This window comes from Streptomyces sp. NPDC056486 (assembly GCF_042795295.1).
GTDB lineage: Bacteria > Actinomycetota > Actinomycetes > Streptomycetales > Streptomycetaceae > Streptomyces.
Window position 1 is genome coordinate 1 of the sequence record NZ_JBHTSF010000023.1, and the last position, 25,178, is coordinate 25,178.

Genomic DNA, 25,178 nt, shown 5'->3' on the forward strand with positions numbered 1-25,178 from the left:
GTGCGGGCAGGCGGAAGTCCGACGACAGGGCCTAGGACGCTACTCATGGCGCGGGACGGCCGCAGCGCGGGTTCCCGCCTATGTGCGGGGCGTGGGTCGGGCCTCGAACAGGCAGGCGGCGCAGGGCGTTTGGGCCCGTCGGGGGCACTGGGCGGCTGCGCGGAACAGGTCAGGTGATCGTCCGGGTGTCCCTCTGGGGTCTCCTCCCACAGCAACCCCAGGAGCGGGAGGGCTCCGATGGCCGGACCGTGTCGGGTGGGCGGGGGCCCGGCGCCCGCGAGTTGACTGCGGACCGGGCCGGTGGTGTGCTCGCAACTCCCTTGCCGCCACCGCACGTTCCGGGGGAAGACATGCGGGACCAGCACGCCAAGGCGCCGTCCTTCACCGATCTGCGCCCGTACAAGGACGCCACAGGAACCGGCCCCACAGGGGCCTTCCCGGTCTATCCGGACCTGGTGGAGCGGCTGTTGGCGAACACGTCGCAGCCCGATCCGGACGGCGTCGTCCCGCACGCCCTGGCGACCTGCGCCGCGTACGCGTACGCGGGCACCCCTGAGGACCCCGACCCCGAGACGCTCGCCATGATCATGGCCCGACTCGGCCTGGAGGAGAACCGCTGCCGGGTCTTCGAGCAGCGGGTGGGCGCGCTCTACATCACGTCGGCGGCATACCTGCTGCAGGACAAGGACCGTCGGGTGGTGATCCTCTGCTACCGCGGCACCCAGCCCGAGGACATCATCAGCATCCTCACCGACGCCGACGTACGGCCCGAGATGCTCCACGTGGACCTCGGCGGCGAGCGGTACGACGTCCACGCGGGCTTCTACCGCAATATGCGGGCCTCGCGGTACCTGGTCATGCAGGCCCTGGAGCGGGCGATGCGCGGCGAGTCGGTCGACCCCGACGAGCAGGGCACGGTGGGCGAGGGGATGGAGGCGCTCTACATCACCGGGCACAGCCTCGGCGGTGCGATGGCGGCGCTGATGGGCGTCGTCCTGATGCACGAGCCGCGGTACGCCGCGGTCGCGGAACGGCTGAGGGCCGTCTACACCTTCGGCCAGCCCATGCTCGGCGGGCCCGACTTCGCCGCCGCCTGCCATCGGGCCCGCGACGGGCGGGGCGTCCACGTGCTGCGCGACCGGCTCATCCGCTACATCTACGACCGCGACGTCGTCCCCGCCCTTCCGCCGCGTCCAGTCGGTCCTTACGCGCCCTTCGGCCGCGAGTTCCACTACCGGCGACAGCAGGGCGTGGTCGAGGGCGCCCTCACGCTCGTGGCCGACACGATGATCGAGGCGCTGTCCCTGCCGGGCGATCTGCTCGGGGGGCGGCTGCGTGCCACGGCCCGGAGCCGGGCGGAGTCGCTGGGGCGGGCGGTGACGGAGCTGGTGCGGGGGCCGGGCCGGCGGCCCGGCTGGGTGGAGGTGCGTGATCCGGCGCCGCGCTACCCGCAGATGGACAGCCTGGCGGGCCTCGCGGTGGTGGCGCCCCTCGCGTTCTTCGCGGCCCGGCTCGCGCTGACGCGGAACGTCCCGTTCACGTACTCCTTCGAGGACCACGGTCCTGGGCACTACGTGAACGCGCTGGCTCCGCCGGGGGTCATGAGCGAGTTCGGGGACATCCGCTAGTCGGCTGGTCCGCCGGTTCGCTAGTCGATGAAGGCGCCGTCGACGTACACCCAGGCCCCGTCGATCCGCTCGAAACGGCTCCGCTCGTGCAGGGCGTCCGGGCGGCCCCCGTCGGTGTAGCGGGCCCGGAACTCGACCGTGCCGGTGGTGTGGAACGCGGTGCCGTCCGCCGTGTCCAGGATCTCCAGGCCGACCCAGCGAAGATTCGGGTCGAACTCCACGCGCGGCGGCCGGGTGCGCGGATGCCAGGAGCGAAGGAGGTACGCCTCGTCCTTGACGGCGAAGGCGCAGTAGCGGGAGCGCATCAGCTCCTCGGGCACGGCGGCGACGGCCTCGCCCCGGTGCAGCCGACCGCAGCACTTCTCGTACGGCTCGGGGTGACCGCAGGGGCAGCTGGTCTGGGGACGGGGGGCGCGTCGGGACATGCGGACCATTGTCCCCGACACGGGTACGTGCTCCGAAGCCGCTACGGGGCGAGAATGTCCAGCTCGTGCAACGCCCCCACGGCGATCTCCCGCGTCAGCTCCTCCGCGCGCACCGGGTCACCCTCACGCACCGCCTCCGCCAGCCTGACGTGCAGGGTGACGGCCGCCGGGTCCGGGTCCTCGAACATCACCTGGTGGTGGGTGCGGCCCGCGAGGACCTCCGCGACGACGTCGCCGAGGCGGGCGAACATCTCGTTGCCGGACGCGTTCAGGACGACGCGGTGGAAGTTGATGTCGTGGAAGAGGTAGCCCTCCAGCTGCTGCCCCCGCGAGGTGGCGACCATGCCGAGTGCGCACTCGGTGAGGGCCGCGCACTGCTCGGGTGTGGCGTGCTGGGCGGCGAGCCCCGCGGCGGACGGTTCGATCGCCGAGCGCAGGACCGTGAGGGAGCGCAGCTGGCGCGGCCGGTCGGCGCCGGCCAGACGCCACCGGATGACCTGCGGGTCGTAGACGTTCCACTCCGCCGTGGGCAGTACGGTCACACCGACCCGGCGGCGGGACTCGACGAGGTGCATCGACTCCAGGACCCGCACCGCTTCCCGTACGACGGAACGTGACACCTCGAAGCGCTGGGCCAGCTCGTCCGTGCGCAACACGCTGCCCGGCGGGTACTCGCCTCCGGTGATGGCGGGCCCGAGGCTTTCCAGTACGCGAGCGTGCAGCCCACGGGCCTGTGCGGTCATGTCGTCAGGGTAAGCGGCGACCCTCGGGAACAAAAAGTCAGACTTTTGTGTCACAGACTCTTGAATTTGTCCGACCTAATAGGTTTCAGTGACGTGAACGAGCCACGGGTCTCCCCCGTCCCGTGGCTCGTTCTCGGACCGATGTCGAAGAAGACAGCGAGGCAGGACAGCGATGAGCACCCCCCACGTCGTCGTAGTGATGGGCGTGGCAGGAACCGGCAAGACAACGATCGGTCCCCTGCTCGCGGCACAGCTCGGCGTTCCCTACGCCGAGGGCGACGACTTCCACCCCCCGGCGAACATCGCCAAGATGTCGGCCGGGACCCCGCTGACCGACGACGACCGCTGGCCGTGGCTCGATGCCATCGGCGCCTGGGCCCACGGCAGGGCCGGGCTCGGCGGTGTGGTCAGCAGCTCGGCGCTGAAGCGCAGCTACCGCGACCGGTTGCGGGCCGAGGCTCCCGGCGTCGTCTTCGTCCACCTCACCGGTGACCGGGCCCTCATCGAGGACCGGATGTCCCACCGGCAGGGCCACTTCATGCCGACGGCCCTGCTCGACTCGCAGTTCGCCACGCTGCAGCCGCTCGGCGCGGACGAGGCGGGCGTCGCGGTCGACGTCACCGGCGGTCCACAAGAGATCAGCGAGCGTGCCTTCAAGGCACTGGGCGCGCTCGGCCAGTAGTTCCCCGTTCCCCGCACCTCCCCCGTTCCCCCGTACCCCGCACCCCCTCCCCTGACGTACAAGGAAGACACCGTGTCCAGTCTCAGCGTTGAGATGCTGGCAGCGGACGCCGTCGAGCCGATCACCTCCGCGGGCCATGCCCAGCTGGGTATCGCCGTCCTCGCGGGCATCGCCGTCATCGTCCTGCTCATCACGAAGTTCAAGCTGCACGCGTTCCTGGCCCTGACCATCGGGTCGCTCGCCCTGGGCGCCTTCGCGGGTGCTCCGCTCGACAAGGCGATCACCAGCTTCACCGCGGGTCTCGGCTCGACGGTCGCGGGCGTGGGTGTGCTGATCGCTCTCGGCGCGATCCTGGGCAAGCTGCTCGCCGACTCCGGCGGCGCCGACCAGATCGTCGACACGATCCTCGCCAAGGCGGGCGGGCGCGGGATGCCGTGGGCGATGGTGCTCATCGCCTCGGTGATCGGGCTACCGCTCTTCTTCGAGGTCGGCATCGTGCTGCTGATCCCGGTCGTCCTGATGGTCGCCAAGCGCGGCAACTACTCGCTGATGCGGATCGGTATCCCGGCCCTCGCCGGTCTGTCCGTGATGCACGGTCTCATTCCGCCGCACCCCGGTCCGCTCGTCGCGATCGACGCGGTGGACGCGAACCTGGGCATCACCCTCGCCCTCGGCGTGCTCGTCGCCATCCCGACGGTGATCATCGCGGGCCCCGTCTTCTCGAAGTACGCGGCGCGGTGGGTGGACGTCTCCGCCCCCGAGAAGATGATGCCGCAGCGTCCCACGGAGGACCTGGAGAAGCGTCCCGGGTTCGGCGTGACCGTCGCGACCGTGCTGCTGCCCGTCGTGATGATGCTGGCCAAGGCCCTGGTCGACATCATCGTCGACAACCCCGACCACACGGTCCAGCGGGTCTTCGACGTCGTCGGTTCGCCGCTGATCGCGCTGCTCGCCGCGGTGCTCGTGGGCATGTTCACCCTCGGCCGTGCGGCCGGCTTCACCAAGGGCCAGCTCTCGACCACCGTCGAGAAGTCGCTCGCGCCGATCGCCGGTGTGCTGATGATCGTGGGTGCGGGTGGCGGCTTCAAGCAGACCCTCATCGACTCGGGTGTCGGCAAGATGGTCCTCGAAATCTCCAAGGACTGGTCGATTCCGGCGCTGCTGCTCGCTTGGCTGATCGCCGTGGTGATCCGTCTGGCGACGGGGTCGGCGACGGTGGCCACCATCTCGGCGGCGGGTCTTGTGGCTCCGCTGGCCGCGGACATGTCCGACGCGCACACGGCGCTGCTCGTGCTGGCCATCGGGGCGGGGTCGCTCTTCTTCTCGCATGTGAACGATGCGGGGTTCTGGCTGGTGAAGGAGTACTTCGGGCTTGACGTGGGGCAGACGATCAAGACCTGGTCGGTCATGGAGACGATCATCTCTGTGGTTGCGGGTGGGCTGGTGCTGTTGCTGTCGCTGGTGATTTAGCGGGGGTCAGGGCGGGTTCTTTTCCCCGATCCCGCCCCTTCCCGAAACCATAGGGCTCCGCCCCCTGGACTCCCGGACAAGAAGTCCTCAAACGCCGGACGGACTGGAAGTATCCAGCCCGTCCGGCGTCTTCGTTTACTTCCGCCACAGCGGATGCTCCCTCTCCGCCCACTCCGGGTCCACAGACCCGGTCCGCATTCCCCGCCTCGCCTCCGGGTCCGCCCACGCCATCCCCACATGGCCTGCGATCACCACGCCGAGCGCCAGTGCCAGCCAGTCGTGGACGAACGTGCTTCCCGTGCGCCAGGCCAGTGGGGCGAGGTGCGTGAACCACATCAGCAGGCCCGTTCCCAGCATCACCAGGACCGCTCCTGCCAGCCAGCCGGCGTACAGCTTCTGGCCCGCGTTGAACTTTCCCGCCTGTCGGTGCCGGGTGCGTCGTCGCAGCCAGGCCCGGTCGTGCGGGCCGAAGCGGTTCAGGAGGCGCAGGTCGCCGCGGAAGGCGCGGGACGCGAGGCCCGCCAGGAACGGGGCAGGGAGCAGCAGGCCCGACCATTCGTGAACGGTCACCACCAACGCGCGGCGCCCCACGAGCTCGGCCAGCTGAGGCACGTACAGGCACGCCGCGGTCGCGACGCACACGCCCATCAGCAGCGCCGTCATCCGGTGCACCCAGCGCTCCGCCGGGCTGAACCTCCGCACCCGCGCCGCAGCCGCCTCAAGCCGTGGGCTCGTCGTCCCTGCCATTCGAATCACCCACCCAGGCGTCGACGTCGTAGCCCCGTTTCTCCCAGTACCCCGGCTCCACCTCGTCCGTGAGCGTGATCCCGGAGAGCCACTTCGCCGACTTGTAGAAGTACATGGGGGCGGCGTAGAGACGGGCCGGGCCGCCGTGGGTGTGGCCCAGGTCCTTGTCCTGCATGCGCAGGGCCACCAGGACGTCTTTGCGCCGCGCCTGACGCAGCGTCAGGCTCTCGCTGTACGTCCCGTCGAAGCACGTGAAGCGGACGGCGCGGGCAGTCGGGCGTACCCCCGCCGCGTCCAGGAGGCGGGAGAGGCGTACGCCCTCGAAGGGTGTGCCCGGCACGCGCCAGCCCGTCACGCACTGGACGTCACGCACCAGGCGGGTCTGCGGCAGCGCGCGCAGCTCGGCGAGGGAGTACGTCATGGGGCGGTCCACCAGGCCGTCGATCTTCAGGCGGTACGTCGACTCGTTCTTGTGCGGGACGGACGCGGCCACCGAGTAGTAGCGGAAGCCGCCGCCGTTGGGGAGCAGGTCCGTCAGGCCCGTGGGGTCCTTGTCGGACGCGGCGCCGAGGAAGGATTCCAGGCCCCGCTGGAGCGGCTGCGCGGCGGCCACGCCCACAGCGCCGACGCCGAGCATGCCGAGGACCAGGCGGCGGCCGACCGGCGTACCGCCGCGGTCCGTGCCGTCCGTGCCGTCCTGCGCGGGCCTGCGGGAAGGGGGAGTTGTCACCCCTCGATTCGAGCACCCGCGGCCCCCGGGGTACAGGGGCCGCGGGAATCCGTCAGCGTTCCGTCACACCTTGGGTCAGGCCTTGCGTCATGCCTGGCCGGACGGTTCCTCCGCCGCCTTCTCCAGCTGGAACGCCTCGTTGCCGAGGCCGATCCGTGCGTGCGCCTCCGGCTTGGTCGAGCGCAGGACCGCGCCGTAGACCACGCCGATCACCGCGGCGAGCAGGATGATGCCGGGAAGGACCCAGCTGAGCACCGAGCCGGGGCCCGCGCCGACCAGGACGTCGAAGTCCTTGACGGTGTAGCCCGCGATGACGAACAGGCCGATCGCGGCGAGCGCCGACGCGGTGATGCGCCAGGCCTGCGTACGCGCGGCCCCGCGGCGCACGAAGAACACGATGACCGCGACGGAAGCCGTGGCCATCAGGAGGATGACGCCCAGGGCGCCGACGTTGCCGCCCCAGGTGAACAGGTGCAGGACCGGCGCGGTCGGGTCGCCGAACTTGCCGTCGTCGGTGACCGCGAAGGCCACCACGATCAGGACGGAGATGACCGTCTGGAGCAGGGAGCCGGTGCCCGGGGCGCCGGTCGAGGTGTTGGTTTTGCCGAACGTGGCGGGCAGCAGACCCTCGCGGCCCATGGCGAAGGCGTACCGCGCGACCACGTTGTGGAAGGAGAGGATCGCCGCGAACATGCCGGTCACGAACAGCACATGGAGTACGTCGGTGAAGGTGCCGCCGAGCCGGGACTCGGTGAGCCCGAAGAGCAGCCCTGCGCTCTGTTCCTGTGCTGCCGGGACGATGCCGGAGGGGCCCGCGGCGACCGTGAGCGCCCACGAGCTGATCGCGAAGAAGATGGCGACGAAGCCCACCGCGAAGAACATCACGCGGGCGACGACGACCTGCGGGCGGCTGGTCTCCTCCGCGTACACGGGAGCCTGCTCGAAGCCGGTGAAGGCGGCGATGCAGAAGCAGAGCGAGGTGGCGACGCCCGCGCCCGTGAGGGTGTCCGGGTTGAACGCGTGCAGGGACAGGCCCTCCTTGGCCGGGTCCGCGATGGCCGCGATGTCGAAGATGACGACCAGCGCCACCTCGATGAGCAGCAGCACACCGAGCACGCGCGCGTTCAGGTCGATCTTCAGCCAGGCCAGTACGGCCACGACGGCGACGGTGACGAGTGCCGGTATCCACCAGGCGACTTCGACGTCGAAGTACGTGTTGAGCAGCCCGGAGACCTCGAATCCGAGGAGCCCGTAGAGGCCCGCCTGCAGCACGCTGTAGGCGACGAGCGCGACCAGCGAGGCGCCGGCGCCCGCGGTACCGCCGAGTCCCCTCGATATGTACGCGTAGAAGGCGCCCGCGTTGTGGACGTGGCGGCTCATCTCGGCGTAGCCGAAGCTGAAGAGGCCGAGGACCACGCCGAGGATGAGGAAGAGCAACGGCTGTCCGACGACGCCCATCACGCCGTACGTGGTGGGCATGACGCCCGCGACGACCATGAGCGGTCCGGTCGCCGCGAGCACGGACAGGAGGAGGCCCGCCGTACCGAGGCGGCCGGCGCGCAGTGCCGTCTCCTGGCCTTTGTAGGTGCTGATCCCGCTGCCGTCGGCGGCTTCGCTCGCGTGTCTCGTGCTGCTCGAACTGCCCGTCGCCATGGCGCGGTTGTCCTTTCGGGTGGGCGGGTTGGTGCGGTGGGTCAGGCGGAGCCGAGCGCGGCGCTGCGCGCGGCGGTGAACGCCTTGTACGGGTCCCGGTCCGGGTACGACCAGGGTGCTGGGGTCGCGTGCCGCCCGATCCGGTGGAAGAGGGCGGCCGACTCGGCCGCCCGGCCCTCGCAGAATTTGGCGTGGGCAAGGAAGTTGAGGTCGACGCGACAGCGCGGGTGGGCCCTGCTCTCGGGCATCTCCCACTCCAGCCACCAGTCGAAGGCGGCCTTCATGACCTGGCGTGCCCGGCGTCCCGTCCAGTGCCCGGAGGCCACGGGGTCGGCGGGCTCGCTGCCCGCGGTGGCCAGGACGCGGTAGCGCTCGGCGTGCGCGACGACGGGCAGGACCGCCAACGGCGAATCAGCGGGCGCCTGTTCGGCCGCCCAGGCGGCGAAGTCGTACACCTCGTGCAGGGGGTCCTGGCCCGCGGCGGGGCGCCGCTCGGCGAGCCTGGCCACCATCAGGTGGTGGGCGTGGTGGTGCTCGGGGTGCCGGTGGCGGACCTCGTCGAAGAGCCGGACCACGTCCTCCTCGAGGCCCAGGGAACGCTCAAGGGTCAGCAGCGCGAGCCACGGCGTGGGGTCGGCGGGAAGCAGCGCGGCCGCTTCGCGGCAGGCGTCCCGCGCCTTCTCGGAGCGCCCCTTGCCGCGCAGCGCGAGGTACACGGAGGCGTAGGCGATGAGCAGGGCGGCGTCGACGCTCTCGGGCTCGGCGAGCCGCCAGTCACGGGCCCAGGCGGTGGTGGTGTGCTCCTGTGCGAGTACGTCGAACCGGTGGCCCCTGCGGTCCCAGTCGTCGCCGGTGTCGGCGAGCAGCGCGCGGACCTCGGTCCAGCGGCCCTGGGCCAGTGCGGTCCGGGCGGCTGCGAGTTCGGCGTCGTCGAGGGCGGGGTCGAAGGCGTGGGCCGCCCGCTTGCGGGAACGGCCCAAGGGGGGTGGAGGTGGTGACACCGCGGGACTGCCTCCCCGGCGCGGTTCGCGTACGGATGATCACACACAGCAAACCGGTAGGTAGCCCTCCAGTCAAGGTGTGTCCATGCCAGGGGCCTTCACCAACTCGTTTCACAATCCTCAGACTTCATCCCCGACCTGCGCGGTTGCCCGCCAGGACACGATTCGGTCAAGCGGCGACGATCACGCCTCAATGCGACGAACGCACCTTTCAGCTGACCGACTTGGCGTCAACTGACCGACTTGGCGTCAGCTGACCGACTTGGCGGCCGCACGGCCCGCGGCGCGCCCCGAGAAGAGGCAGCCGCCGAGGAACGTGCCTTCGAGTGAGCGGTAGCCGTGCACTCCCCCGCCGCCGAATCCGGCGGCTTCGCCCGCCGCGAACACGCCGGGCAGGGGCTCGCCGCCCTCGGTCAGGACGCGGGACGACAGGTCGGTCTCCAGGCCGCCGAGGGTCTTGCGGGTGAGGATGTTGAGCCGCACCGCGACGAGCGGGCCCGCCTTGGGGTCGAGGATCCGGTGCGGGGCTGCGGCCCGGATGAGCCGGTCGCCGAGGAACTTGCGGGCGCCGTGGATGGCGGTGACCTGGAGGTCCTTGGTGAAGGGGTTGCTGACTTCCCGGTCGCGCGCGGTGATCGTGCGGCGCAGCGCGGCCTCGTCGATGAGGGGCTCCTTGGTGAGCGCGTTCATGCCGCGCACGAGGGAGGAGAGATCCTTCTCCACGACGAAGTCGGAGCCGTTGTCCATGAACGCCTTCACGGGAGCGGGCACGTCGGCGCGGGCCCGGTCGAGGACCCCGCGCACGGACTTGCCGGTGAGATCGGGGTTCTGCTCCGAGCCGCTGAGCGTGAACTCCTTGCCGATGATGCGCTGGTTGAGCACGAACCACGTGTACTCGTACCCGGACCGCATGATGTGTTCGAGCGTGCCGAGGGTGTCGAAGCCGGGGAAGAGCGGCACGGGAAGGCGGTCGCCGCGCGCGTCGAGCCAGAGCGACGAGGGGCCCGGCAGGATGCGGATGCCGTGGTTGTCCCAGATGGGGTTCCAGTTCTGGATGCCCTCGGTGTAGTGCCACATGCGGTCGCGGTTGATGAGGCGCGCTCCGGCCCCCTCGGTGATGCCGAGCATCCGCCCGTCGACATGCGCGGGCACGCCGGCGACCATCCGCTGCGGCGGAGTGCCGAGCCGCTCGGGCCAGTTGGCGCGTACGAGGTCGTGGTTGCCGCCGATGCCGCCGGAGGTGACGATCACGGCCTGGGCCCTGAACTCGAAGGACCCGGTGACCTCGCGGCTGCTCGCCGTGCCGCGCTCGGCGTCGGAGGGTTCGAGGACCTCTCCGGTGACCGTGTCGACGCTGCCCGCGCTGCGGGAGAGACCGGAGACCCGGTGGCGGAACTTGAGCTGCACGAGGCCGCGGGCGACGCCTTCGCGGACGCGGCGCTCGAAGGGGGCGACGAGGCCGGGGCCCGTGCCCCAGGTGATGTGGAAGCGCGGCACGGAGTTGCCGTGCCCCTGCGCGTCGTATCCGCCGCGCTCGGCCCAGCCCACCACCGGGAAGAACCGCACGCCCTGCCCGTGCAGCCAGGACCGCTTCTCGCCCGCGGCGAAGTCGACGTACGCCTCGGCCCATTTGCGCGGCCAGTGGTCCTCCGGCCGGTCGAAGGCGGCCGTGCCCATCCAGTCCTGCATGGCCAGAGCGTGCGAGTCCTTGATGCGGAGCCTGCGCTGCTCCGGGGAGTCGACGAAGAAGAGGCCGCCGAACGACCAGTGCGCCTGGCCGCCGAACGACTGCTCGGGCTCCTGGTCGACGAGGATGACCCGGCGGCCCGCGTCGACGAGTTCCGCGGTGGCCGCGAGGCCTGCGAGACCTGCGCCGATCACGATGACGTCTGCGTCGTGGGCCATCCGGGGGTTCCTCCTCAGCAGGGACTTACTGGTGAGTTCAGATCCTGAGTAACCGCGGGGGCGGCGTCAACCGTCTGGCTCGGTGAACAGCACCTCGCTTTTAATAATGGCCAGCATTACCATGGCTCCATGGCCAGGACCTCAGGACCCGAGACCCGGGAAAAACTGATCCGCGCGGGAGAGGAAGTCTTCGCGGCGCAGGGCGTGCACGGCGCGCAGCTGCGGGACATAGTCCGGCTCGCCGGGCAGAGCAACCCCTCCGCCGTGCAGTACCACTTCGGCAGCAGGTCGGGCCTGCTCGACGCCGTCATGGCCGAGCGCCAGACCCGCACGGAGAAGGTGCTCACCGCGGAGCTGAGCCGGGCCCCGGACGGACTCCGCGGGCTCCTGTGCGCCCTCGTGGCGGCGGAGGCCACCGAGCTGCGCACCGAGCGGGGCCGCCGCTGTCTGCGCATCTCGGCCCAGCTCAGCCACGAGAGCGGCGTGCGCACCCGCACCCCGCATCCCACCATCGACGGCACCGTCTACTGGGACCTGATCGGCCGCGTCGAGGACTGCCTCACCGCGCTCCCGGAGCCGCTCCGGCTCGAACGCCTGGACCTGGCCCTCAGCCTGGTCGGCGCCGCCATGGCCGACCGCGCCCGTCAGTACCTGGCCGGCACCACCCCCCTGACCGGCGAGGACCTCTTCCTCGCCGACCTCGTCGAGACCACCACGGCCCTGCTGCGGGCCCCAGCCCCACGGAGAGAACCATGAGCCAAGCGCACGACCTCACCGGCAGGACCGTCGTCATCACCGGCGCCGCCCGCGGCCTCGGCGCCGAGGCCGCACGCCAGGCGGTCGCCGCCGGTGCGAACGTCGTCCTCACCGACGTCCTAGACAAGGAGGGCGAGGTCACCGCCGCCGAGCTCGGCGAGCGCGCACGCTTCGCGCACCACGACGTGACGTCGGAGGAGGACTGGCAGCGTGTCGTGGAGCTCGCGGTCGCCGAGTTCGGGGGGATCCACGGCCTGGTCAACAACGCCGGTATCTCCACGGGCCAGTTCCTGGAGTCGGAGTCGGTCGAGCACTTCCGCAAGGTCCTCGACATCAACCTCACGGGCGTCTTCATCGGCATGAAGAGCGTCATCCCGGCCATGAAGGAGGCCGGCGGCGGGTCCATCGTCAACATCTCATCGGCGGCCGGGCTCATGGGCCTCGCGCTCACCGCCGGTTACGGCGCGTCCAAGTGGGGCGTGCGCGGCCTCACCAAGATTGGCGCCGTGGAGCTCGGCACGGCCCGCATCCGCGTCAACTCCGTCCACCCGGGCATGACGTACACCCCGATGACCGCGCAGGTGGGCATCGAGAAGGGCGAGGGCAAGTACCCCAACACCCCGATGGGCCGGGTCGGCGAGCCGCACGAGATCGCGGGCGCCATGATCTTCCTGCTCTCCGACGCGGCCTCGTACGTGACCGGCGCGGAGCTCGCCGTCGACGGCGGCTGGACCGCGGGACCCACCGTGAAGTACGTCATGGGTCAGTGAGGTTGAAAGGTCGGTATGACCGTGAGGTTGGATGGTCCGCATGACGACGAACGACAGGACCGCGCCCGACCCCGGTGAAGAGATCCTGGCCATCGTCGACGAGAACGACGAGGTCGTCGGTGAGGCCCCGCGCGGTGAGGCGTACGCGCGCGGCCTGCGCCACCGCTGCGTGTTCATCCAGGCGCGGGACGCCGAAGGGCGCGTCTTCGTGCACCGGCGCACGCCGATCAAGCTGGTCTACCCCTCGATGTACGACATGTTCGTCGGCGGTGTCGTCGGGGCCGGCGAGTCCTACGCCGACGCCGCCCTGCGCGAGGCACAGGAGGAGCTCGGGGTCGAGGGGCTCCCGCGCCCCACACCGCTGTTCAAGTTCCTGTACGACGACGGCGCGGGGCACACCTGGTGGTCGTACCTCTACGAGGTGCGCTGCGACCTGCCCGTGAACCCGCAGGTCGAGGAGGTCGCCTGGCACACCTTCCTCACCGACGCGGAGCTGGACCAGCGGCTCGGCGAGTGGGCGTGGGTGCCGGACGGGCTCGCCGCGTACGAACGGCTGCGGGAATATCGCGCCAGCTAGGGTCGGCCGGTGAGCAACTTCGTACAGACCCTCCGCCTGTGGTTCGCGCCCGAGCGGATCCGCGACGAGGGCGACACCCCCGATTACCGCTTCTCGCTCGCCAACGAACGCACCTTCCTCGCCTGGCTGCGCACCGCGCTCGCCCTCATCGGCGGCGGTTTCGCGGTGGACCAGTTCCTGCCCGATCTGCGCTGGGGGTGGCGCATCGGGCTCGCCCTCGCCCTGCTCGCAGCGGGCGTGCTCAGCTCGCTGCGCGCGGTCAACCACTGGGTGCGCTGCGAGCGGGCCATGCGGCGCGGCGCCGATCTGCCCGTCTCGCGCTTCCCGACCGTCCTGAGCCTGGCCGTCGCGGTCGTGGCGCTCGCCATGGTCGTCGTCGTGCTCTTCGGGTGGGAGGGGTGACGGCCCGGAACGAGGGGGCCGAGGGCGACGAGGGGGACGAGGCGCGGGTTCCGGACCGCGATCCCGGGCTGCAGCCGGAGCGTACGAGGCTCGCGTGGCGGCGTACGACCCTGTCCTGCACCGTGGCGGCGGTCCTCGCGGCGCGGGCCGCCCTGCAGGAGGGAACCACCGCGGTGGCCGTCGTCGCCTGCGCCCTCTGCCTGCTCCTGTGGCTCGGCTTTCTGGGCGTGGCCCACCGCAGGATGACCGAGCTCGCCGCCACCAACAGGCCGCTGCGGCTTCCGGCACGGGCCGCGGCGACGGCCGCGCTGTGCACGATGGCGCTCGCCGCGTGCGCGACGGTCATGGTGTTCTGAGCCCTCAGTCCGTGGTGGGCCCGTCCTCGGTCGCCCAGTCCACCGTGACGACGATCTTGCCCCGCGTGCGGCCCTCCGCGTTCCGGCGGTACGCGTCCGCCGCCCGCTCCAGCGGGAACGTCTCGGAGACGTGGACCGTGACGACGTCCTGCTCCACGAGCTGCGTCAGGTGCTGGAGGTCGTCGGCGTCGGGACGTACGAAGCAGTAGTGGCCGCCCAGGCCGATCACCGCGCCGTCCGCGATCGACGCGAGACGCCCGTCGGGCGCGAGGAGCTCGGCTGACACCTTGAGGGTGTCGCCGCCGACCGTGTCGAAGGCGGCGTCCACACCCTCCGGCGCGAGGGCGCGTACGCGTTCGGCCAGACCGTCGCCGTAGGTGACCGGTTCCGCTCCGAGCTCGCGCAGGTAGTCGTGGTTGCGCTCGCTCGCGGTGCCGATGACGCGGGCGCCCGCGTGCCGGGCCAGCTGGACGGCGATCGAGCCGACGCCGCCTGCCGCCGCGTGCACGAGGACGACGTCGCCCTCCGTCACCGCGAGCGCCTTGGTGATCACCTGGTAGGCGGTGAGCCCGGCGAGCGGAAGCCCTGACGCCTCGGCGAAGGTGAGGTTGCGCGGCTTACGGGCGAGGGTGCGCACGGGGGCGGCGACGTACTCGGCGAAGGTGCCGCGCGAGAGGAAGTCCTCGCGTACGTAGCCGATGACCTCGTCCCCGACCGCGAACTCGGGAACGGAGGCGCCCGGCTGCACCACGACACCCGCGACGTCCCAGCCCGGGATCACCGGGTAGACGGGGTCGAGGATGCTGTCGAGGTGACCTGCCATGCACTTCCAGTCGACGGGGTTCACCGACGCGGCCCGGACTTTCACCAGGACGGAGTCGGGGCCGACCTTGGGGTCGCGCACATCGCCGTACTCGAGGACTTCGGGTCCGCCGTACCGGCGGTAGCTGATCGCCTTCATGGGGTCGGCTTCCTTGGAGTACGCAGTGGGGGAAAGCTGAAACATCAACAAGGCTTCCATATCCCCATCAAACGGGCATCGAGTACTAGCCTGAGAGAGTCACTCCCCTCCCACAGCTCCCACAGAGGTGCACGCGCCATGACCACGCTCCACCACGAACATCCCGTACACGAGCACGTCCACGGCCCGGCCTGCGGGCACCCGGAGGTGCCGCACGGCGACCACGTCGACTACGCGCACGACGGCCACATGCACCGCCTGCACTCCGGCCACTATGACGAGTGCGAGCCCGCCGAGCACGCCGTCCACGATGCGCACGACCACAAGCACGGCGAGGGCTGCGGGCACAGCTCGGTACTGCACGGCGACCACGTCGACTACGTCCACGACGGACACCGGCACGCGGCGCACGACGGCCACTGGGACGATCACTGAGGTTCCTTGCCGACTTCCCCCGCGCGGGCGCCGACCGGCAGTCTGTGGCGGGGGATCGCCATGTCCGGCGGCCCTGGCGCCGCCGCGATCCCGATCACGTTCCCCCTGCGCTCTGGACTACATACCGACTGGTCGGCATCATGAACGTCAGCGCATCGCAGCGCGGCATTCGACGACGACCGTCCGACCAGGAGCGAAGATGAGCTCAGACCATCCACCAGGCCTCGATCTCGACCAGTTGCGCGGCCATCTGGACAGTGTGCGTCCTGGCCTCGTCGCCGGGCCGCTCTCCGCCCGGCTCATCGAGGGCGGCCGGTCGAATCTCACGTACGCGGTGACGGACGGCGCCTCACGCTGGGTCGTACGGCGGCCACCCCTCGGGCACGTACTGGCGACCGCGCACGACATGAAGCGCGAGCACCGGGTGATCAGCGCGCTGCACGGGACCGCTGTGCCGGTGCCGACGCCTCTGCTGCTCTGCGAGGACGACGCCGTGCTCGGCGCGCCCTTCTACGTCATGGAGTTCGTGGACGGCACCCCGTTCCGCACCGCCGAGGAGCTGGCGCCGCTGGGCGCCGAGCGCACCCGTGCCGCGGTCCTCGGGCTCGTCGACACCCTCGTCGACCTGCACTCCGTGGACCCGCAGGCGGTCGGCCTCGGTGACTTCGGGCGGCCCGACGGCTTCCTCGACCGGCAGCTGCGCCGCTGGGGCAAGCAGCTTGACGCCTCGCGCAACCGCGACCTCGCGGGCATCGACGAGCTGCACGCCGCCCTGGGGCGGCAGCTGCCCGCATCCCCCGCGGCCACCGTCGTGCACGGCGACTACCGGCTCGACAACGTCCTGATCGGCGAGGGCGACCAGATCAAGGCGATTCTCGACTGGGAGATGTCCACGCTCGGCGATCCGCTCACCGACCTGGGCCTGCTCGTCATGTACAGCACCAAGCTTGAGCTCCCCGACTCCCCCATCAGCACCACGGCGGGCGCGCCCGGGCACCCGGAGGCCGCCGAGCTGATCGAACGGTACGCCGCGCGCTCGGGGCGCGACGTCTCCGCGGTCTCCTGGTACACGGCGTTCGCGTGGTTCAAGCTCGCCGTGATCCTGGAGGGCATCCACTACCGGTACACGCTCGGCCAGACGGTCGGAGCGGGCTTCGACCGCATCGGGGAGCTGGTCCCCGTCTTCATCGAGCACGGCCTCACCACCCTCCAAGGACGACAGGAAGGCTGAGACAGCCATGGACTTCGCATTCGACGCCCGCACCGAAGAGCTGCGCGACAAGCTCCTCACCTTCATGGACGAGCACGTCTACCCGGCGGAGCAGATCGCCGATGAGCAGCGCGCCCAGCTCGCCTCGCCCTGGGACACCCCGGCCATCGTCGGCGAGCTGAAGGCCGAGGCCCGCAGCCAGGGTCTCTGGAACCTCTTCCTGCCGGACGCCGAGCACGGCGCCGGGCTCACCAACCTCCAGTACGCCCCGCTCGCCGAGATCACCGGGCGCTCCCCGCACCTGGCGCCCACCGCGCTGAACTGCGCCGCCCCGGACACCGGCAACATGGAGGTGCTCGCCCAGTTCGGGAACGACGAGCAGAAGAAGCAGTGGCTGGAGCCGCTGCTCGCCGGTGAGATCCGGTCGGCGTTCGCGATGACCGAGCCGGAAGTGGCCTCGTCCGACGCCACGAACATCACCACGCTCATCGAGCGTGAAGGCGACGAGTACGTCATCACCGGGCGCAAGTGGTACATCTCCGGGGCGATGAACCCCGACTGCCAGATCTTCATCCTGATGGGCAAGACGGACCCCGAGGGCGCCGACCCGCGCCGCCAGCAGTCGATGGTGCTCGTGCCCCGCGACACCCCGGGTGTCGAGGTACGGCGCGCGATGCAGGTGTACGGCTACGAGGACCACTCCCACGGCGGGCACGCCGAGGTCGTCTTCGACCGGGCCCGGGTGCCCGTGAGCAACCTGATCGGCGAGGAGGGCGGCGGCTTCGCCATCGCCCAGGCGCGCCTGGGTCCCGGCCGTATACACCACTGCATGCGGCTCATCGGCATGGCCGAGCGGGCCATCGAGCTGATGTGTCAGCGGGCGGTGGCGCGTACGGCTTTCGGCAAGCCCCTCGCACAGCAGGGTGTCGTCCAGGAGTGGATCGCGGACGCCCGCGTCGCGGTGGAGCAGCTGCGGCTGCTCGTCCTGAAGACCGCGTGGCTGATGGACACCGTCGGCAACAAGGGCGCGCACACGGAGATCCAGTCCATCAAGATCGCCACGCCGCGCACGGTCGTCGGCATCCTGGACCAGGCCGTCCAGCTGTACGGCGCGGGGGGTGTAAGTCAGGACTTCCCGCTCGCTGAGCTGTGGGCCGCCGCGAGGACGCTGCGACTGGCTGACGGGCCTGATGAGGTGCATCAGCGGTCGCTGGCCCGTCGGGAGCTCAAGAAGTACCTGTAGCGGGCCGGAGGCCCCCGGCGCCGTCGATCACCGGCTTCGCCGAGTTCGTCCTCAAACGCCGGACGGGCTGAATATCACGGCCGCAGTGCCCTCAGCAGCAGGTCCGCCAAGTGGTCGGCGACCTGTTGTGGGGTGAGGGGGCCGCCCGGGCGGTACCAGGTGGACAGGTGGTGGACCGAGCCGAAGTGGTAGTCCACCACCAGGTCCGCGGGGGTCGCCTCGGAGAAGACGCCGGCTTTCTGGCCCTCCACGATCAGCGCGCGGAACCGCTCGTGGTAGCGGCGGCGCTCGGAGCGCACCTGCTTGTTCTTCTCCGGGCTCAGGTGGTGCATGGAGCGGAAGAAGATCGAGGCGTCGTCGAGGTTGTCGATCGTCGTGACGACCACGTCCGCCGCCGCGTCCCGCACCCGCTGCTCGATGGGCGCGTCGGAGTCCGCGAAGGCGTCGAGACGCTCCTGCTGCACGCGCAGAACGCGTGCGTACACCTCGTGCAGGAGATCGTCCTTGGATCCGAAGTAGTGGTAGAGCGCGCCCTTGGTGACGCCTGCCGACTCCACGATCTCCTGCACCGATGTGCGGTCGTAGCCGCGGTCGGCGAAGAGCCGCGTGGCGGCGGCGAGCAGCCGCTGAGGGACGGGCGTGCCGTCACCGTCCGTCGTCCTGGCCACTGCCGCCACCTGCCTTTCGAGTTTGCTAGCTCTCGTCTTGCCGAGAGCCCGTGTTGTGGTGGGAACGCAGTTCCCGCCGGAGGATCTTCCCACTTGTGGTCTTCGGGAGTTCCGGCAGGATCTCGACCACGCGCGGGTATTTGTAGGCGGCGAGCCGCTCCTTGCAGTACGCGGCAAGATCGTCCGGTGCCGCGTCGGCCCCCGGCCGCAGGCTGACGAAGGCCTTGACCGTCTCGCCGCGGTAGTCGTCGGGGACGCCGATGACCGCCGCCTCACGGACCGCCGGGTGACTGTAGAGGACGTCCTCCACCTCGCGCGGCCAGACCTTGAAACCGGACGCGTTGATCATGTCCTTCTTGCGGTCGACCACATAGAGCCAGCCCTCGGCGTCCATGAAGCCGATGTCGCCGGTGCGCAGCTCGCCGTCGGGGAACGCCTCGTCCGTGGCGTCGGGGCGCTTCCAGTACCCGGGCACGACCTGCGGGCCGCGCACGGTGATCTCGCCCTGCTCCCCGAAGGGCACGTCCGCACCATGGTCGTCGACGATCCTGACGACCGTCTCCGGGCCGGGAACTCCGACGGCCAGCGTGCCGGACACCGGGTCGACCGGGGCCTCGAGGCCCGGCGGCACGGAGGCGCAGGGTGCGGTGCACTCGGTGAGGCCGTAGCCGTTGTGAAGGTAGGGGCCAAGGCTCGCGCGGAACTTCTCCACGAGCGCGGGCGGCAGCGGCGCACCGCCCGAGGAGATCATCGCGAAGGAGTCGAAGTGCTCCCGCGTGGCGGAGGGGTGGGCGGCGAGCGCCATGAAGGCCGTGGAGGGGCCCACGGTGTACGCGGGCCGGTGCTCGGCGAAGGCGTCGAGGACCACCCCGGCCTCGAAGCGGTAGGCGAGCGCGAGGGTGCCCGCGTTGGTCAGGGCGCCCGCGACCTGCGCGACCATGCCCGTGATGTGGAAGAGCGGCGCCATCGCGAAGTAGCAGGCGCCTTCGGGGATGCCGGAGCCGGTGCGCTGCCGCTCGGCGTTGTAGGTGATGTTGCCGTGGGTGTTCATGGCGCCCTTGGGGGTGCCGCTCGTGCCCGACGTATAGCTGATCAGGGCGATGTCGGAAGGGCCGAGCCTGCGGTCTCCGGGGGCGGGAAGTCCCTGCCGCGCGACCGCCACCAGGTCCTCGGCATCGGCGGCCTGCGGGAGGCGTTCGAAGTCCAGGACGCGCGTGTCGTTCCGGGTCTGCAGATCGAGCTGACACGCGGTGAGCACGATGCGTACGGGCGAGGGCGCGGCGCTCTCGCGCAGATACGTCTCCCATGCGCGGTCCGAGCAGATCAGCGCGGTCACGTCGGCGTCCGCGAGGACGTGACCGACCTCCGCCGACTTGTACATCGGGTTCACCGGCACGACCGTGGCGCCCGCCTTCCACGCACCGAGCAGCGCGATCACGAAGTGCGGGGTGTTCTGCAGGAGGATCGCGACCCTCTCGCCCCGCGCGAGCCCGCGCGCGGCCAGGTGTCCGGCGACGGAGTCGGTGAGGGCGTCCACCTCGCGGTAGCTCAGGCGGCCGTCGAAGTAGGCGAGGGCCGTGTGCTCGGGGGCCCTGAGCACCGAGGCGCGGAAGGCGTGCACGAGGGACTCGGCGGGTTCGACCGGGGCGCGCTGGGCCTCGTTGAGGCGGCCGAGCCAGGGCTTGGCGGCGTAGACGGACGCGGTCGGGGGCGCGACGGACGCGGTCGGGATCACGTCCGACGCCGTGGGGGTCGCGTCGCTCACTGCTCCGTCGCCTCCCACTTCTGCTGGATGTGGTTCATGCCGGTGAGCCATTTGTCCGGCTCGGCGGCGCGGATGCGGTAGTACTCGGCGACCTCGGGGTGCGGCAGGATCAGGAAGCGGTTCTCCTCGATCCCGGCGAAGAGCGCGTCCGCGACGTCACCGGGCTCGATCGCGGTCGGCGTGAGCACGAGGTCGCCCGCGGTGCCGGTGGCGGCGAGCATGTCGGTGCGCACGCCCTGGGGGCAGATCGCGTGGACGTTGATCCCGCGGTGCCGGTAGGTGAGCGAGAGCCACTCGGCGAAGGCGTACGCGCCGTGCTTGGTGACGCTGTAGGGCGCGGCGCCGATCATGGTGAGCAGGCCTGCCGCCGACACGGTGGAGACGAAACGGCCGCTGCCGCGCTCCAGCCACTCGGGGAGCAGCGCGTGGGCCGCGCGGACGTGGGCCATGACGTTGACGTCCCAGGCGGCGGCCCAGACTTCCTCGGGCGCGGCCTCGGAGCCGCCGGAGCCGAGGCCCGCGTTGGCGCAGTACACGTCGACGGTGCCGCTGAGGGCCTCTCTCGCCTCCGGCACGATCGTGGACGCGTCGCCCGGCACGGCGACGGCGCCGATCTCGTCGGCCACCGCCTTGGCCTTGGTGGCGTCCAGGTCGTTGACCACGACGCGCGCCCCGGCGGCGGCGAACCGGCGGGCCAGCGCGGCCCCGATCCCGCCTCCGGCACCGGTGACGACGACTCCCTTGTCCTGCAGGGTCTCCACGATCAGTCTCCTTCGACTGCGGCTCCACTGTGATCGCAGACTAACCAGTCGGTATGTAGGTATGGAAGGGGGTCGGGCAGCCAGGTTCGTTCCCCGGCGGGGGTCCGCGCGCTAGCGTGCGTGGCCATGACAGCCACCGCGCTCACGGAGGTCTCTGCATGAACCTGTCCCGACGCAGCCTGTCCAGGCGGGGCCTGCTCGCGGCCACCACCGCATCGGCCCTCACCACATCGGCGGCCCCCGCCGCCGCGGGAGGCGGCGGATCGGGCACAGGGCGGCGGTTGCGCACCGGCTTCGAGCGCCTTGCCGCCGACGGCTACGCGCTCCTGGACGGGGAGCGGGTCGGCATCGTCACCAACCCCACCGGCGTCACCAGGGACGTACGCCACATCGTCGACGTCATGCACGCGGACGAGCGCGTGGACCTGGTCGCGGTGTTCGGCCCCGAGCACGGCTTCCGGGGGACGGCTCAGGCGGGCGGCTCCGAAGGGCGCCACGACGACCCGGCGACCGGGCTCCCCGTCTACGACACGTACCAGAAGAGCGGCAAGGCCCTTGCCGACATCTTCACGGCCGCCCACGTCGACACGATCGTCTTCGACATCCAGGACGCGGGGGCACGCTTCTACACGTACATCTGGACGCTCTTCGACTGCATGGAGTCCGCCGAGCTCGCGGGCAAGCGGTTCGTCGTCCTCGACCGGCCGAATCCGGTCACGGGGCGCGGCGCGTACGGGCCCGTCCTGCACAAGGAGTTCGCGACGTTCGTCGGGCGGCAGCCGATAGCGCAGGCGCACGGGATGACGGTGACGGAGCTCGCGCTGCTGTTCAACGGCGAGTTCCTGGAGCGCCCGGCCCACCTGGAGACCGTACGGATGACGGGGTGGAAGCGCTCGGACTTCTACGACGCCTCCGAGCTGCCGTGGGTGCCGCCGAGCCCGAACATGCCCACGCCCGACACCGCCCTGGTCTACAGCGGCACCTGTCTCTTCGAGGGCACGAACCTCTCCGAGGGGCGCGGCACGACCCGCCCCTTCGAGCTGCTCGGCGCGGAGGGCATCGACCGGAAGTGGGCGGCCGCCGCCAATGACGTGGGCCTGCGCGGGGTGCACTTCAGGGAGGCCTACTTCGCGCCGACGTTCTCCAAGTTCCAGGGCAAGACGATCGGCGGCGTCCAGCTCCACGTCCACGACAGGGAGTCGTACGACCCGGTCCGCACCGGCATCGCGCTCCTGGTGACCGCCAAGAAGGTGTGGAGCGGTTTCGCCTGGCGCTCGGACAACTGGATCGACAAGCTGACGGGTTCGACGCGGGTCCGCACCATGATCGACGCGGGCGCGGACACGGACGAGGTGGCGGCCGCCTGGCAGGACGACCTCACGCGCTTCCGTGCCGTGCGGAGGCGGTATCTGCGCTATCCGTGAGCGTGCCCCGTAGGGGGAAGGCCCCACCCGCGAGAGGGGTGCCTGCTGGATGGCAGACACCCCTGGCGGACCGGGATCGTGATCTTCAGCTCCGTACACCCGAGTTGAGGAGATCCGGCATGGCACGGACGGCACGCCGCGCAGTCCCCCTGGCACTGGCGGGCACGCTCGGACTGGGGGTGCTAATCGCCCCCCAGCCCGCCCAGGCCAAGCCCCGGAACGCGGACCCGGTCCCGGCGATCGAACGCGTGGCCCACCCCCTGCGCTCGACCGACCCGGGCGGCTCCACGAAGGACCTGCGGGCGATGGGCCGGATGGTGGGTGATGCTTCTGTGGTGGGCCTGGGTGAGGCCACACATGGTTCGCACGAGTTCTTCACCATGAAGGACCGGATGTTCCGCTATCTCGTGGAGGAGAAGGGGTTCACCACCTTCGCCCAGGAGGTCAGCTGGACAACGGGGCTGCGCTTCGACGCGTACGTGCGCGGGGGCGAGGGAGACGTGCGCGAACTCGTCCACAAGGAGCTGGCGAAGACGCCCTGGGACACCGAGGAGTACGTCGAGCTCCTGACGTGGATGCGCGCGTACAACGACAAGCACCCGGACCGCCAGGTGCGCTTCCTGGGCGACGACCTCAACTACCCGGAGCTCGGACATGAGCTGTTCGACGGGGTGGAGGACTACGTCCGCGCGAACGACCCCGACCTGCTGTCGAGGATCACCGAGCTGTACGCGCCGATCCGCCGCCTCGCGGACGGGGACGCGTACATGGCCAGACCGCTGGAGGAGCGGCGGAAGCTGGCCGGGAAGGCGCGGGAGGCGCTGAAGCTGTTGAAGGACCTCCAACCCGTCGCGAATGACCGGGAGTTCACCTTCGTGCTCCACCACGCACGGTCCATCTCGCAGACCGCCACGGTCTACGCCTTCCCCTTCGAGACTCCTGAGGGGGTCAGGGACGGCATGCTCTACCGCGACCGTCTGATGGCACAGAACACCGCGTGGTGGCAGCGGCGCACCGGCGACAAGGTGCTTCTGTCGGCCCACAACGCCCATGTGGGGTACGAGAGTTACGACCCCCGGTACCCGAAGATGCAGGGCGCCTTCCTGCGGGACAGGCTCGGTGAGCGGTACGTCAGCATCGGGTTCACCTTCGATCGCGGGTCGCTCATGGCGCAGAGCGCGGACTCCGAGGTGTGGAAGCCCCGCACCGTCGGCGCGGCCACGCGCGGCATGAACGAGTACACGCTCGACAAAGTGCGCCACGACGACTACTTCCTCGACATGCGGACCGCCCCGGCGGCCGCCAGGAAGTGGCTTGGCAAGGGCCGACTCACCCAGAGCATCGGGACGGCTTTCCCGGACGGACCCCACAAGATCCGGCTCGCGCCGACGCACGACATCCTCATCCATCTGCACCGCGTCACCGCAGCTCACCGCCAGTCTCAATGACCGAGACGAGCCGTTCGAGGTATTGACTGGTCCCTACATCCACCGTGAGAGTGCCGCTCGTGCACAGCGACGCGATCTCACCAGACAAGTCCCCGCAGGACGCCGGCCCTCAGCCGGACGCCGACCTCCAGCCGGACGGGAGTTCCGAGAGCCTGCGCCGCGTGGCCGTGGCGTCGTTCATCGGGACGGCCATCGAGTTCTACGACTTCTACATCTACGGCACGGCCGCCGCACTCGTCCTCAACGAGGCGTTCTTCCCGACCCTGGACCCGGTCAACGCCACCCTCGCGTCCTTCTCCACCTACGCGGTGGCGTTCGCGGCGCGGCCCATCGGCTCGGTGATCTTCGGGCACTTCGGCGACCGGGTCGGGCGCAAGTCGGTGCTCGTGGCCTCGCTGCTGCTCATGGGTCTTTCGACGGCGCTCGTCGGGCTCCTGCCCGGCTACAGCACGTTGGGGATCTGGGCGCCGATCCTGCTGATCCTGCTGCGCTTCCTGCAAGGCATCGGGCTCGGCGGCGAGTGGGGCGGGGCCGCGCTGCTCGCGGTGGAGCACGCGCCGAAGAAGAAGCGCGGGATGTACGCGGCCTTCCCCCAACTCGGCCCGTCCGTCGGGTTCTTCGCGGCGACCGGTGTCTTCTGGCTGCTCTCCGCCGTCCTCTCCGACGACGCGTTCCGCTCCTGGGGCTGGCGCGTGCCGTTCCTGCTCTCCTTCCTCCTTGTCGGCGTCGGACTCTTCGTGCGCATGCGCATCAGCGAGACGCCGGTCTTCGCGAAGGTCATGGACGCGCAGGAGGCCAGCAAGGTCCCCACGCTCGACGTGCTGCGGCGCTATCCGCGCGAACTGCTTCTCGGCGCGGGCGGGATGATCGTCGCGTACGGCCTCTTCTACACGGCGACGACATACTGCCTCGCCTACTCCACCGGCACCCTGGGCGTCTCCCGCAACACCATGCTGGGCCTCTCGCTGGTCGCCTGCCTCTTCCTCGCGGCCGGTACGTGGCTCGCCGCGACCCGCTCCGACGCCGCGGGACGGCGCAAGCTGATCCTCGCGGGCGCCGGGCTCGCGGTGGTGTGGGGCCTGGTGCTCTTCCCGCTCCTGGACACCGAGCAGCCGGTGCTCATGGCCCTGGCGATCGGCGGCGCGCTGTTCTGCATGGGCGTGGTGTACGGGCCGATGGGCGCGTATCTGCCGGAGCTGTTCGGCACGAACGTGCGCTACTCGGGCGCCTCGCTCGCCTACAACCTGGGCGGCGTGCTCGGCGGCGCGGTCTCTCCTCTGGTGGCGACGCGGCTGCAGTCCGCGTTCGGTTCCTCGTCGGTGGGCTGGTACGTGAGCGCGATGGCGGTCGTGTCCCTGGTGTGTGTTCTCGCGCTGCCGGAAACGCGCGAGCGTGAGCTGGCGTAGCTTCCCCTGCGA

General features: G+C 70.6%; 25 protein-coding genes. 14 read left to right on the top strand and 11 right to left on the bottom strand.

Going from position 1 to position 25,178, the window contains the following annotated elements; translation table 11 throughout:
* Positions 1–350 precede the first annotated feature (350 nt).
* Positions 351–1,628, top strand: coding sequence for a lipase family protein (locus ACFQ7F_RS12405; RefSeq protein ID WP_383269632.1), 1,278 nt, complete (start codon positions 351–353; stop codon positions 1,626–1,628).
* Between the two features lie 20 nt (positions 1,629–1,648).
* Here ACFQ7F_RS12405 and ACFQ7F_RS12410 read toward each other — a convergent pair whose 3' ends face one another.
* Together ACFQ7F_RS12410 and ACFQ7F_RS12415 are read right to left on the bottom strand one after the other, a co-directional pair.
* Positions 1,649–2,053: a YchJ family protein gene (locus ACFQ7F_RS12410; protein WP_383269634.1), complete on the bottom strand. Its 405-nt coding sequence runs from the start codon at positions 2,051–2,053 to the stop codon at positions 1,649–1,651.
* Positions 2,054–2,094: 41 nt separating this feature from the next.
* Positions 2,095–2,796 carry a FadR/GntR family transcriptional regulator gene (locus tag ACFQ7F_RS12415; protein WP_383269635.1) on the bottom strand — a complete coding sequence of 234 codons (702 nt, stop codon included), beginning with the start codon at positions 2,794–2,796 and terminating at the stop codon, positions 2,095–2,097.
* 172 nt (positions 2,797–2,968) lie between these two features.
* Between ACFQ7F_RS12415 and ACFQ7F_RS12420 the strand changes: the two genes are divergently transcribed.
* Together ACFQ7F_RS12420 and ACFQ7F_RS12425 are read left to right on the top strand one after the other, a co-directional pair.
* A complete protein-coding gene (locus tag ACFQ7F_RS12420; RefSeq protein WP_383269637.1) occupies positions 2,969–3,478 on the top strand; it encodes a gluconokinase in 510 nt (169 codons plus the stop codon).
* A gap of 72 nt (positions 3,479–3,550) precedes the next feature.
* The gene (locus ACFQ7F_RS12425; RefSeq protein WP_383269639.1) at positions 3,551–4,948 is read left to right on the top strand and encodes a gluconate:H+ symporter; all 1,398 of its coding nucleotides are present in this window, start codon (positions 3,551–3,553) and stop codon (positions 4,946–4,948) included.
* Between the two features lie 135 nt (positions 4,949–5,083).
* On the opposite strand, the gene ACFQ7F_RS12430 is transcribed toward ACFQ7F_RS12425, so the two are convergent.
* The 5 genes from ACFQ7F_RS12430 to ACFQ7F_RS12450 form a co-directional block, all read right to left on the bottom strand.
* On the bottom strand, positions 5,084–5,695 hold the full coding sequence (locus ACFQ7F_RS12430; RefSeq protein WP_383269641.1) for a cytochrome b/b6 domain-containing protein: 612 nt from the start codon (positions 5,693–5,695) through the stop codon (positions 5,084–5,086).
* Positions 5,667–6,332, bottom strand: coding sequence for a molybdopterin-dependent oxidoreductase (locus ACFQ7F_RS12435; protein WP_383269747.1), 666 nt, complete (start codon positions 6,330–6,332; stop codon positions 5,667–5,669). Before ACFQ7F_RS12435 ends, ACFQ7F_RS12430 begins: the two co-directional genes overlap by 29 nt.
* 180 nt (positions 6,333–6,512) lie before the next feature.
* Entirely contained in the window at positions 6,513–8,078 is a 1,566-nt protein-coding gene (locus tag ACFQ7F_RS12440; protein ID WP_383269643.1) for an APC family permease, read from the bottom strand.
* A gap of 41 nt (positions 8,079–8,119) precedes the next feature.
* Positions 8,120–9,079, bottom strand: a complete 960-nt coding sequence (locus ACFQ7F_RS12445) for a hypothetical protein (RefSeq protein WP_383269645.1) — start codon at positions 9,077–9,079, stop codon at positions 8,120–8,122.
* A 249-nt stretch (positions 9,080–9,328) separates the two neighbouring features.
* Complete coding sequence (locus tag ACFQ7F_RS12450) at positions 9,329–10,984, bottom strand: FAD-binding dehydrogenase (RefSeq protein WP_383269646.1); 1,656 nt, start codon at positions 10,982–10,984, stop codon at positions 9,329–9,331.
* A gap of 129 nt (positions 10,985–11,113) precedes the next feature.
* Between ACFQ7F_RS12450 and ACFQ7F_RS12455 the strand changes: the two genes are divergently transcribed.
* The 5 genes from ACFQ7F_RS12455 to ACFQ7F_RS12475 are packed head-to-tail and all read left to right on the top strand — an operon-like array spanning position 11,114 to position 13,845.
* Positions 11,114–11,740, top strand: a complete 627-nt coding sequence (locus ACFQ7F_RS12455; RefSeq protein WP_383269648.1) for a TetR family transcriptional regulator — start codon at positions 11,114–11,116, stop codon at positions 11,738–11,740.
* The gene (locus ACFQ7F_RS12460; protein WP_383269650.1) at positions 11,737–12,510 is read left to right on the top strand and encodes a glucose 1-dehydrogenase; all 774 of its coding nucleotides are present in this window, start codon (positions 11,737–11,739) and stop codon (positions 12,508–12,510) included. Before ACFQ7F_RS12455 ends, ACFQ7F_RS12460 begins: the two co-directional genes overlap by 4 nt.
* Before the next feature lie 40 nt (positions 12,511–12,550).
* Positions 12,551–13,087, top strand: coding sequence for an NUDIX hydrolase (locus ACFQ7F_RS12465; RefSeq protein ID WP_383269652.1), 537 nt, complete (start codon positions 12,551–12,553; stop codon positions 13,085–13,087).
* Positions 13,088–13,096: 9 nt separating this feature from the next.
* Positions 13,097–13,489, top strand: a complete 393-nt coding sequence (locus ACFQ7F_RS12470; protein ID WP_383269653.1) for a YidH family protein — start codon at positions 13,097–13,099, stop codon at positions 13,487–13,489.
* Positions 13,486–13,845: a DUF202 domain-containing protein gene (locus ACFQ7F_RS12475; protein ID WP_383269655.1), complete on the top strand. Its 360-nt coding sequence runs from the start codon at positions 13,486–13,488 to the stop codon at positions 13,843–13,845. Before ACFQ7F_RS12470 ends, ACFQ7F_RS12475 begins: the two co-directional genes overlap by 4 nt.
* 4 nt (positions 13,846–13,849) lie before the next feature.
* Here the strand turns inward: ACFQ7F_RS12475 and ACFQ7F_RS12480 are convergent, their stop codons facing one another.
* A complete protein-coding gene (locus tag ACFQ7F_RS12480; protein WP_383269749.1) occupies positions 13,850–14,806 on the bottom strand; it encodes an NADP-dependent oxidoreductase in 957 nt (318 codons plus the stop codon).
* 138 nt (positions 14,807–14,944) lie between these two features.
* Between ACFQ7F_RS12480 and ACFQ7F_RS12485 the strand changes: the two genes are divergently transcribed.
* The 3 genes from ACFQ7F_RS12485 to ACFQ7F_RS12495 all read left to right on the top strand — a co-directional run bounded on the left by ACFQ7F_RS12485 (position 14,945) and on the right by ACFQ7F_RS12495 (position 17,694).
* Complete coding sequence (locus ACFQ7F_RS12485) at positions 14,945–15,241, top strand: hypothetical protein (RefSeq protein ID WP_383269656.1); 297 nt, start codon at positions 14,945–14,947, stop codon at positions 15,239–15,241.
* Positions 15,242–15,440: 199 nt separating this feature from the next.
* Positions 15,441–16,472 carry a phosphotransferase family protein gene (locus tag ACFQ7F_RS12490; RefSeq protein ID WP_383269657.1) on the top strand — a complete coding sequence of 344 codons (1,032 nt, stop codon included), beginning with the start codon at positions 15,441–15,443 and terminating at the stop codon, positions 16,470–16,472.
* Positions 16,473–16,479: 7 nt separating this feature from the next.
* Positions 16,480–17,694 carry an acyl-CoA dehydrogenase family protein gene (locus ACFQ7F_RS12495; protein ID WP_383269659.1) on the top strand — a complete coding sequence of 405 codons (1,215 nt, stop codon included), beginning with the start codon at positions 16,480–16,482 and terminating at the stop codon, positions 17,692–17,694.
* 74 nt (positions 17,695–17,768) lie between these two features.
* Here the strand turns inward: ACFQ7F_RS12495 and ACFQ7F_RS12500 are convergent, their stop codons facing one another.
* The 3 genes from ACFQ7F_RS12500 to ACFQ7F_RS12510 are packed head-to-tail and all read right to left on the bottom strand — an operon-like array spanning position 17,769 to position 20,891.
* On the bottom strand, positions 17,769–18,362 hold the full coding sequence (locus ACFQ7F_RS12500; protein ID WP_383269660.1) for a TetR/AcrR family transcriptional regulator: 594 nt from the start codon (positions 18,360–18,362) through the stop codon (positions 17,769–17,771).
* A gap of 25 nt (positions 18,363–18,387) precedes the next feature.
* Entirely contained in the window at positions 18,388–20,178 is a 1,791-nt protein-coding gene (locus ACFQ7F_RS12505) for a class I adenylate-forming enzyme family protein (RefSeq protein ID WP_383269661.1), read from the bottom strand.
* Positions 20,124–20,891 (bottom strand): SDR family oxidoreductase, encoded by a 768-nt coding sequence (locus tag ACFQ7F_RS12510; protein WP_383269751.1) that lies wholly within the window; start codon positions 20,889–20,891, stop codon positions 20,124–20,126. The genes ACFQ7F_RS12505 and ACFQ7F_RS12510 overlap by 55 nt, the downstream gene beginning before the upstream one ends.
* A 155-nt stretch (positions 20,892–21,046) precedes the next feature.
* Between ACFQ7F_RS12510 and ACFQ7F_RS12515 the strand changes: the two genes are divergently transcribed.
* From ACFQ7F_RS12515 to ACFQ7F_RS12525, 3 genes are all read left to right on the top strand, one after another.
* Positions 21,047–22,312 carry an exo-beta-N-acetylmuramidase NamZ domain-containing protein gene (locus tag ACFQ7F_RS12515; RefSeq protein ID WP_383269663.1) on the top strand — a complete coding sequence of 422 codons (1,266 nt, stop codon included), beginning with the start codon at positions 21,047–21,049 and terminating at the stop codon, positions 22,310–22,312.
* 119 nt (positions 22,313–22,431) lie between these two features.
* Complete coding sequence (locus ACFQ7F_RS12520; protein WP_383269664.1) at positions 22,432–23,760, top strand: erythromycin esterase family protein; 1,329 nt, start codon at positions 22,432–22,434, stop codon at positions 23,758–23,760.
* 59 nt (positions 23,761–23,819) lie between these two features.
* Complete coding sequence (locus ACFQ7F_RS12525; RefSeq protein ID WP_383269666.1) at positions 23,820–25,166, top strand: MFS transporter; 1,347 nt, start codon at positions 23,820–23,822, stop codon at positions 25,164–25,166.
* Positions 25,167–25,178 lie beyond the last annotated feature (12 nt).

Excerpts from the sequence above, each read along its gene's own strand:
- ACFQ7F_RS12405 (WP_383269632.1), top strand. The coding sequence starts at position 351 with ATGCGGGACCAGCACGCCAAGGCGCCGTCCTTCACCGATCTGCGCCCG.
- ACFQ7F_RS12410 (WP_383269634.1), bottom strand. The coding sequence starts at position 2,053 with ATGTCCCGACGCGCCCCCCGTCCCCAGACCAGCTGCCCCTGCGGTCAC.
- ACFQ7F_RS12415 (WP_383269635.1), bottom strand. The coding sequence starts at position 2,796 with ATGACCGCACAGGCCCGTGGGCTGCACGCTCGCGTACTGGAAAGCCTC.
- ACFQ7F_RS12420 (WP_383269637.1), top strand. The coding sequence starts at position 2,969 with ATGAGCACCCCCCACGTCGTCGTAGTGATGGGCGTGGCAGGAACCGGC.
- ACFQ7F_RS12430 (WP_383269641.1), bottom strand. The coding sequence starts at position 5,695 with ATGGCAGGGACGACGAGCCCACGGCTTGAGGCGGCTGCGGCGCGGGTG.
- ACFQ7F_RS12435 (WP_383269747.1), bottom strand. The coding sequence starts at position 6,332 with ATGCTCGGCGTCGGCGCTGTGGGCGTGGCCGCCGCGCAGCCGCTCCAG.
- ACFQ7F_RS12440 (WP_383269643.1), bottom strand. The coding sequence starts at position 8,078 with ATGGCGACGGGCAGTTCGAGCAGCACGAGACACGCGAGCGAAGCCGCC.
- ACFQ7F_RS12450 (WP_383269646.1), bottom strand. The coding sequence starts at position 10,984 with ATGGCCCACGACGCAGACGTCATCGTGATCGGCGCAGGTCTCGCAGGC.
- ACFQ7F_RS12455 (WP_383269648.1), top strand. The coding sequence starts at position 11,114 with ATGGCCAGGACCTCAGGACCCGAGACCCGGGAAAAACTGATCCGCGCG.
- ACFQ7F_RS12460 (WP_383269650.1), top strand. The coding sequence starts at position 11,737 with ATGAGCCAAGCGCACGACCTCACCGGCAGGACCGTCGTCATCACCGGC.
- ACFQ7F_RS12465 (WP_383269652.1), top strand. The coding sequence starts at position 12,551 with ATGACGACGAACGACAGGACCGCGCCCGACCCCGGTGAAGAGATCCTG.
- ACFQ7F_RS12480 (WP_383269749.1), bottom strand. The coding sequence starts at position 14,806 with ATGAAGGCGATCAGCTACCGCCGGTACGGCGGACCCGAAGTCCTCGAG.
- ACFQ7F_RS12485 (WP_383269656.1), top strand. The coding sequence starts at position 14,945 with ATGACCACGCTCCACCACGAACATCCCGTACACGAGCACGTCCACGGC.
- ACFQ7F_RS12490 (WP_383269657.1), top strand. The coding sequence starts at position 15,441 with ATGAGCTCAGACCATCCACCAGGCCTCGATCTCGACCAGTTGCGCGGC.
- ACFQ7F_RS12495 (WP_383269659.1), top strand. The coding sequence starts at position 16,480 with ATGGACTTCGCATTCGACGCCCGCACCGAAGAGCTGCGCGACAAGCTC.
- ACFQ7F_RS12505 (WP_383269661.1), bottom strand. The coding sequence starts at position 20,178 with ATGGCTCACCGGCATGAACCACATCCAGCAGAAGTGGGAGGCGACGGA.
- ACFQ7F_RS12515 (WP_383269663.1), top strand. The coding sequence starts at position 21,047 with ATGAACCTGTCCCGACGCAGCCTGTCCAGGCGGGGCCTGCTCGCGGCC.
- ACFQ7F_RS12520 (WP_383269664.1), top strand. The coding sequence starts at position 22,432 with ATGGCACGGACGGCACGCCGCGCAGTCCCCCTGGCACTGGCGGGCACG.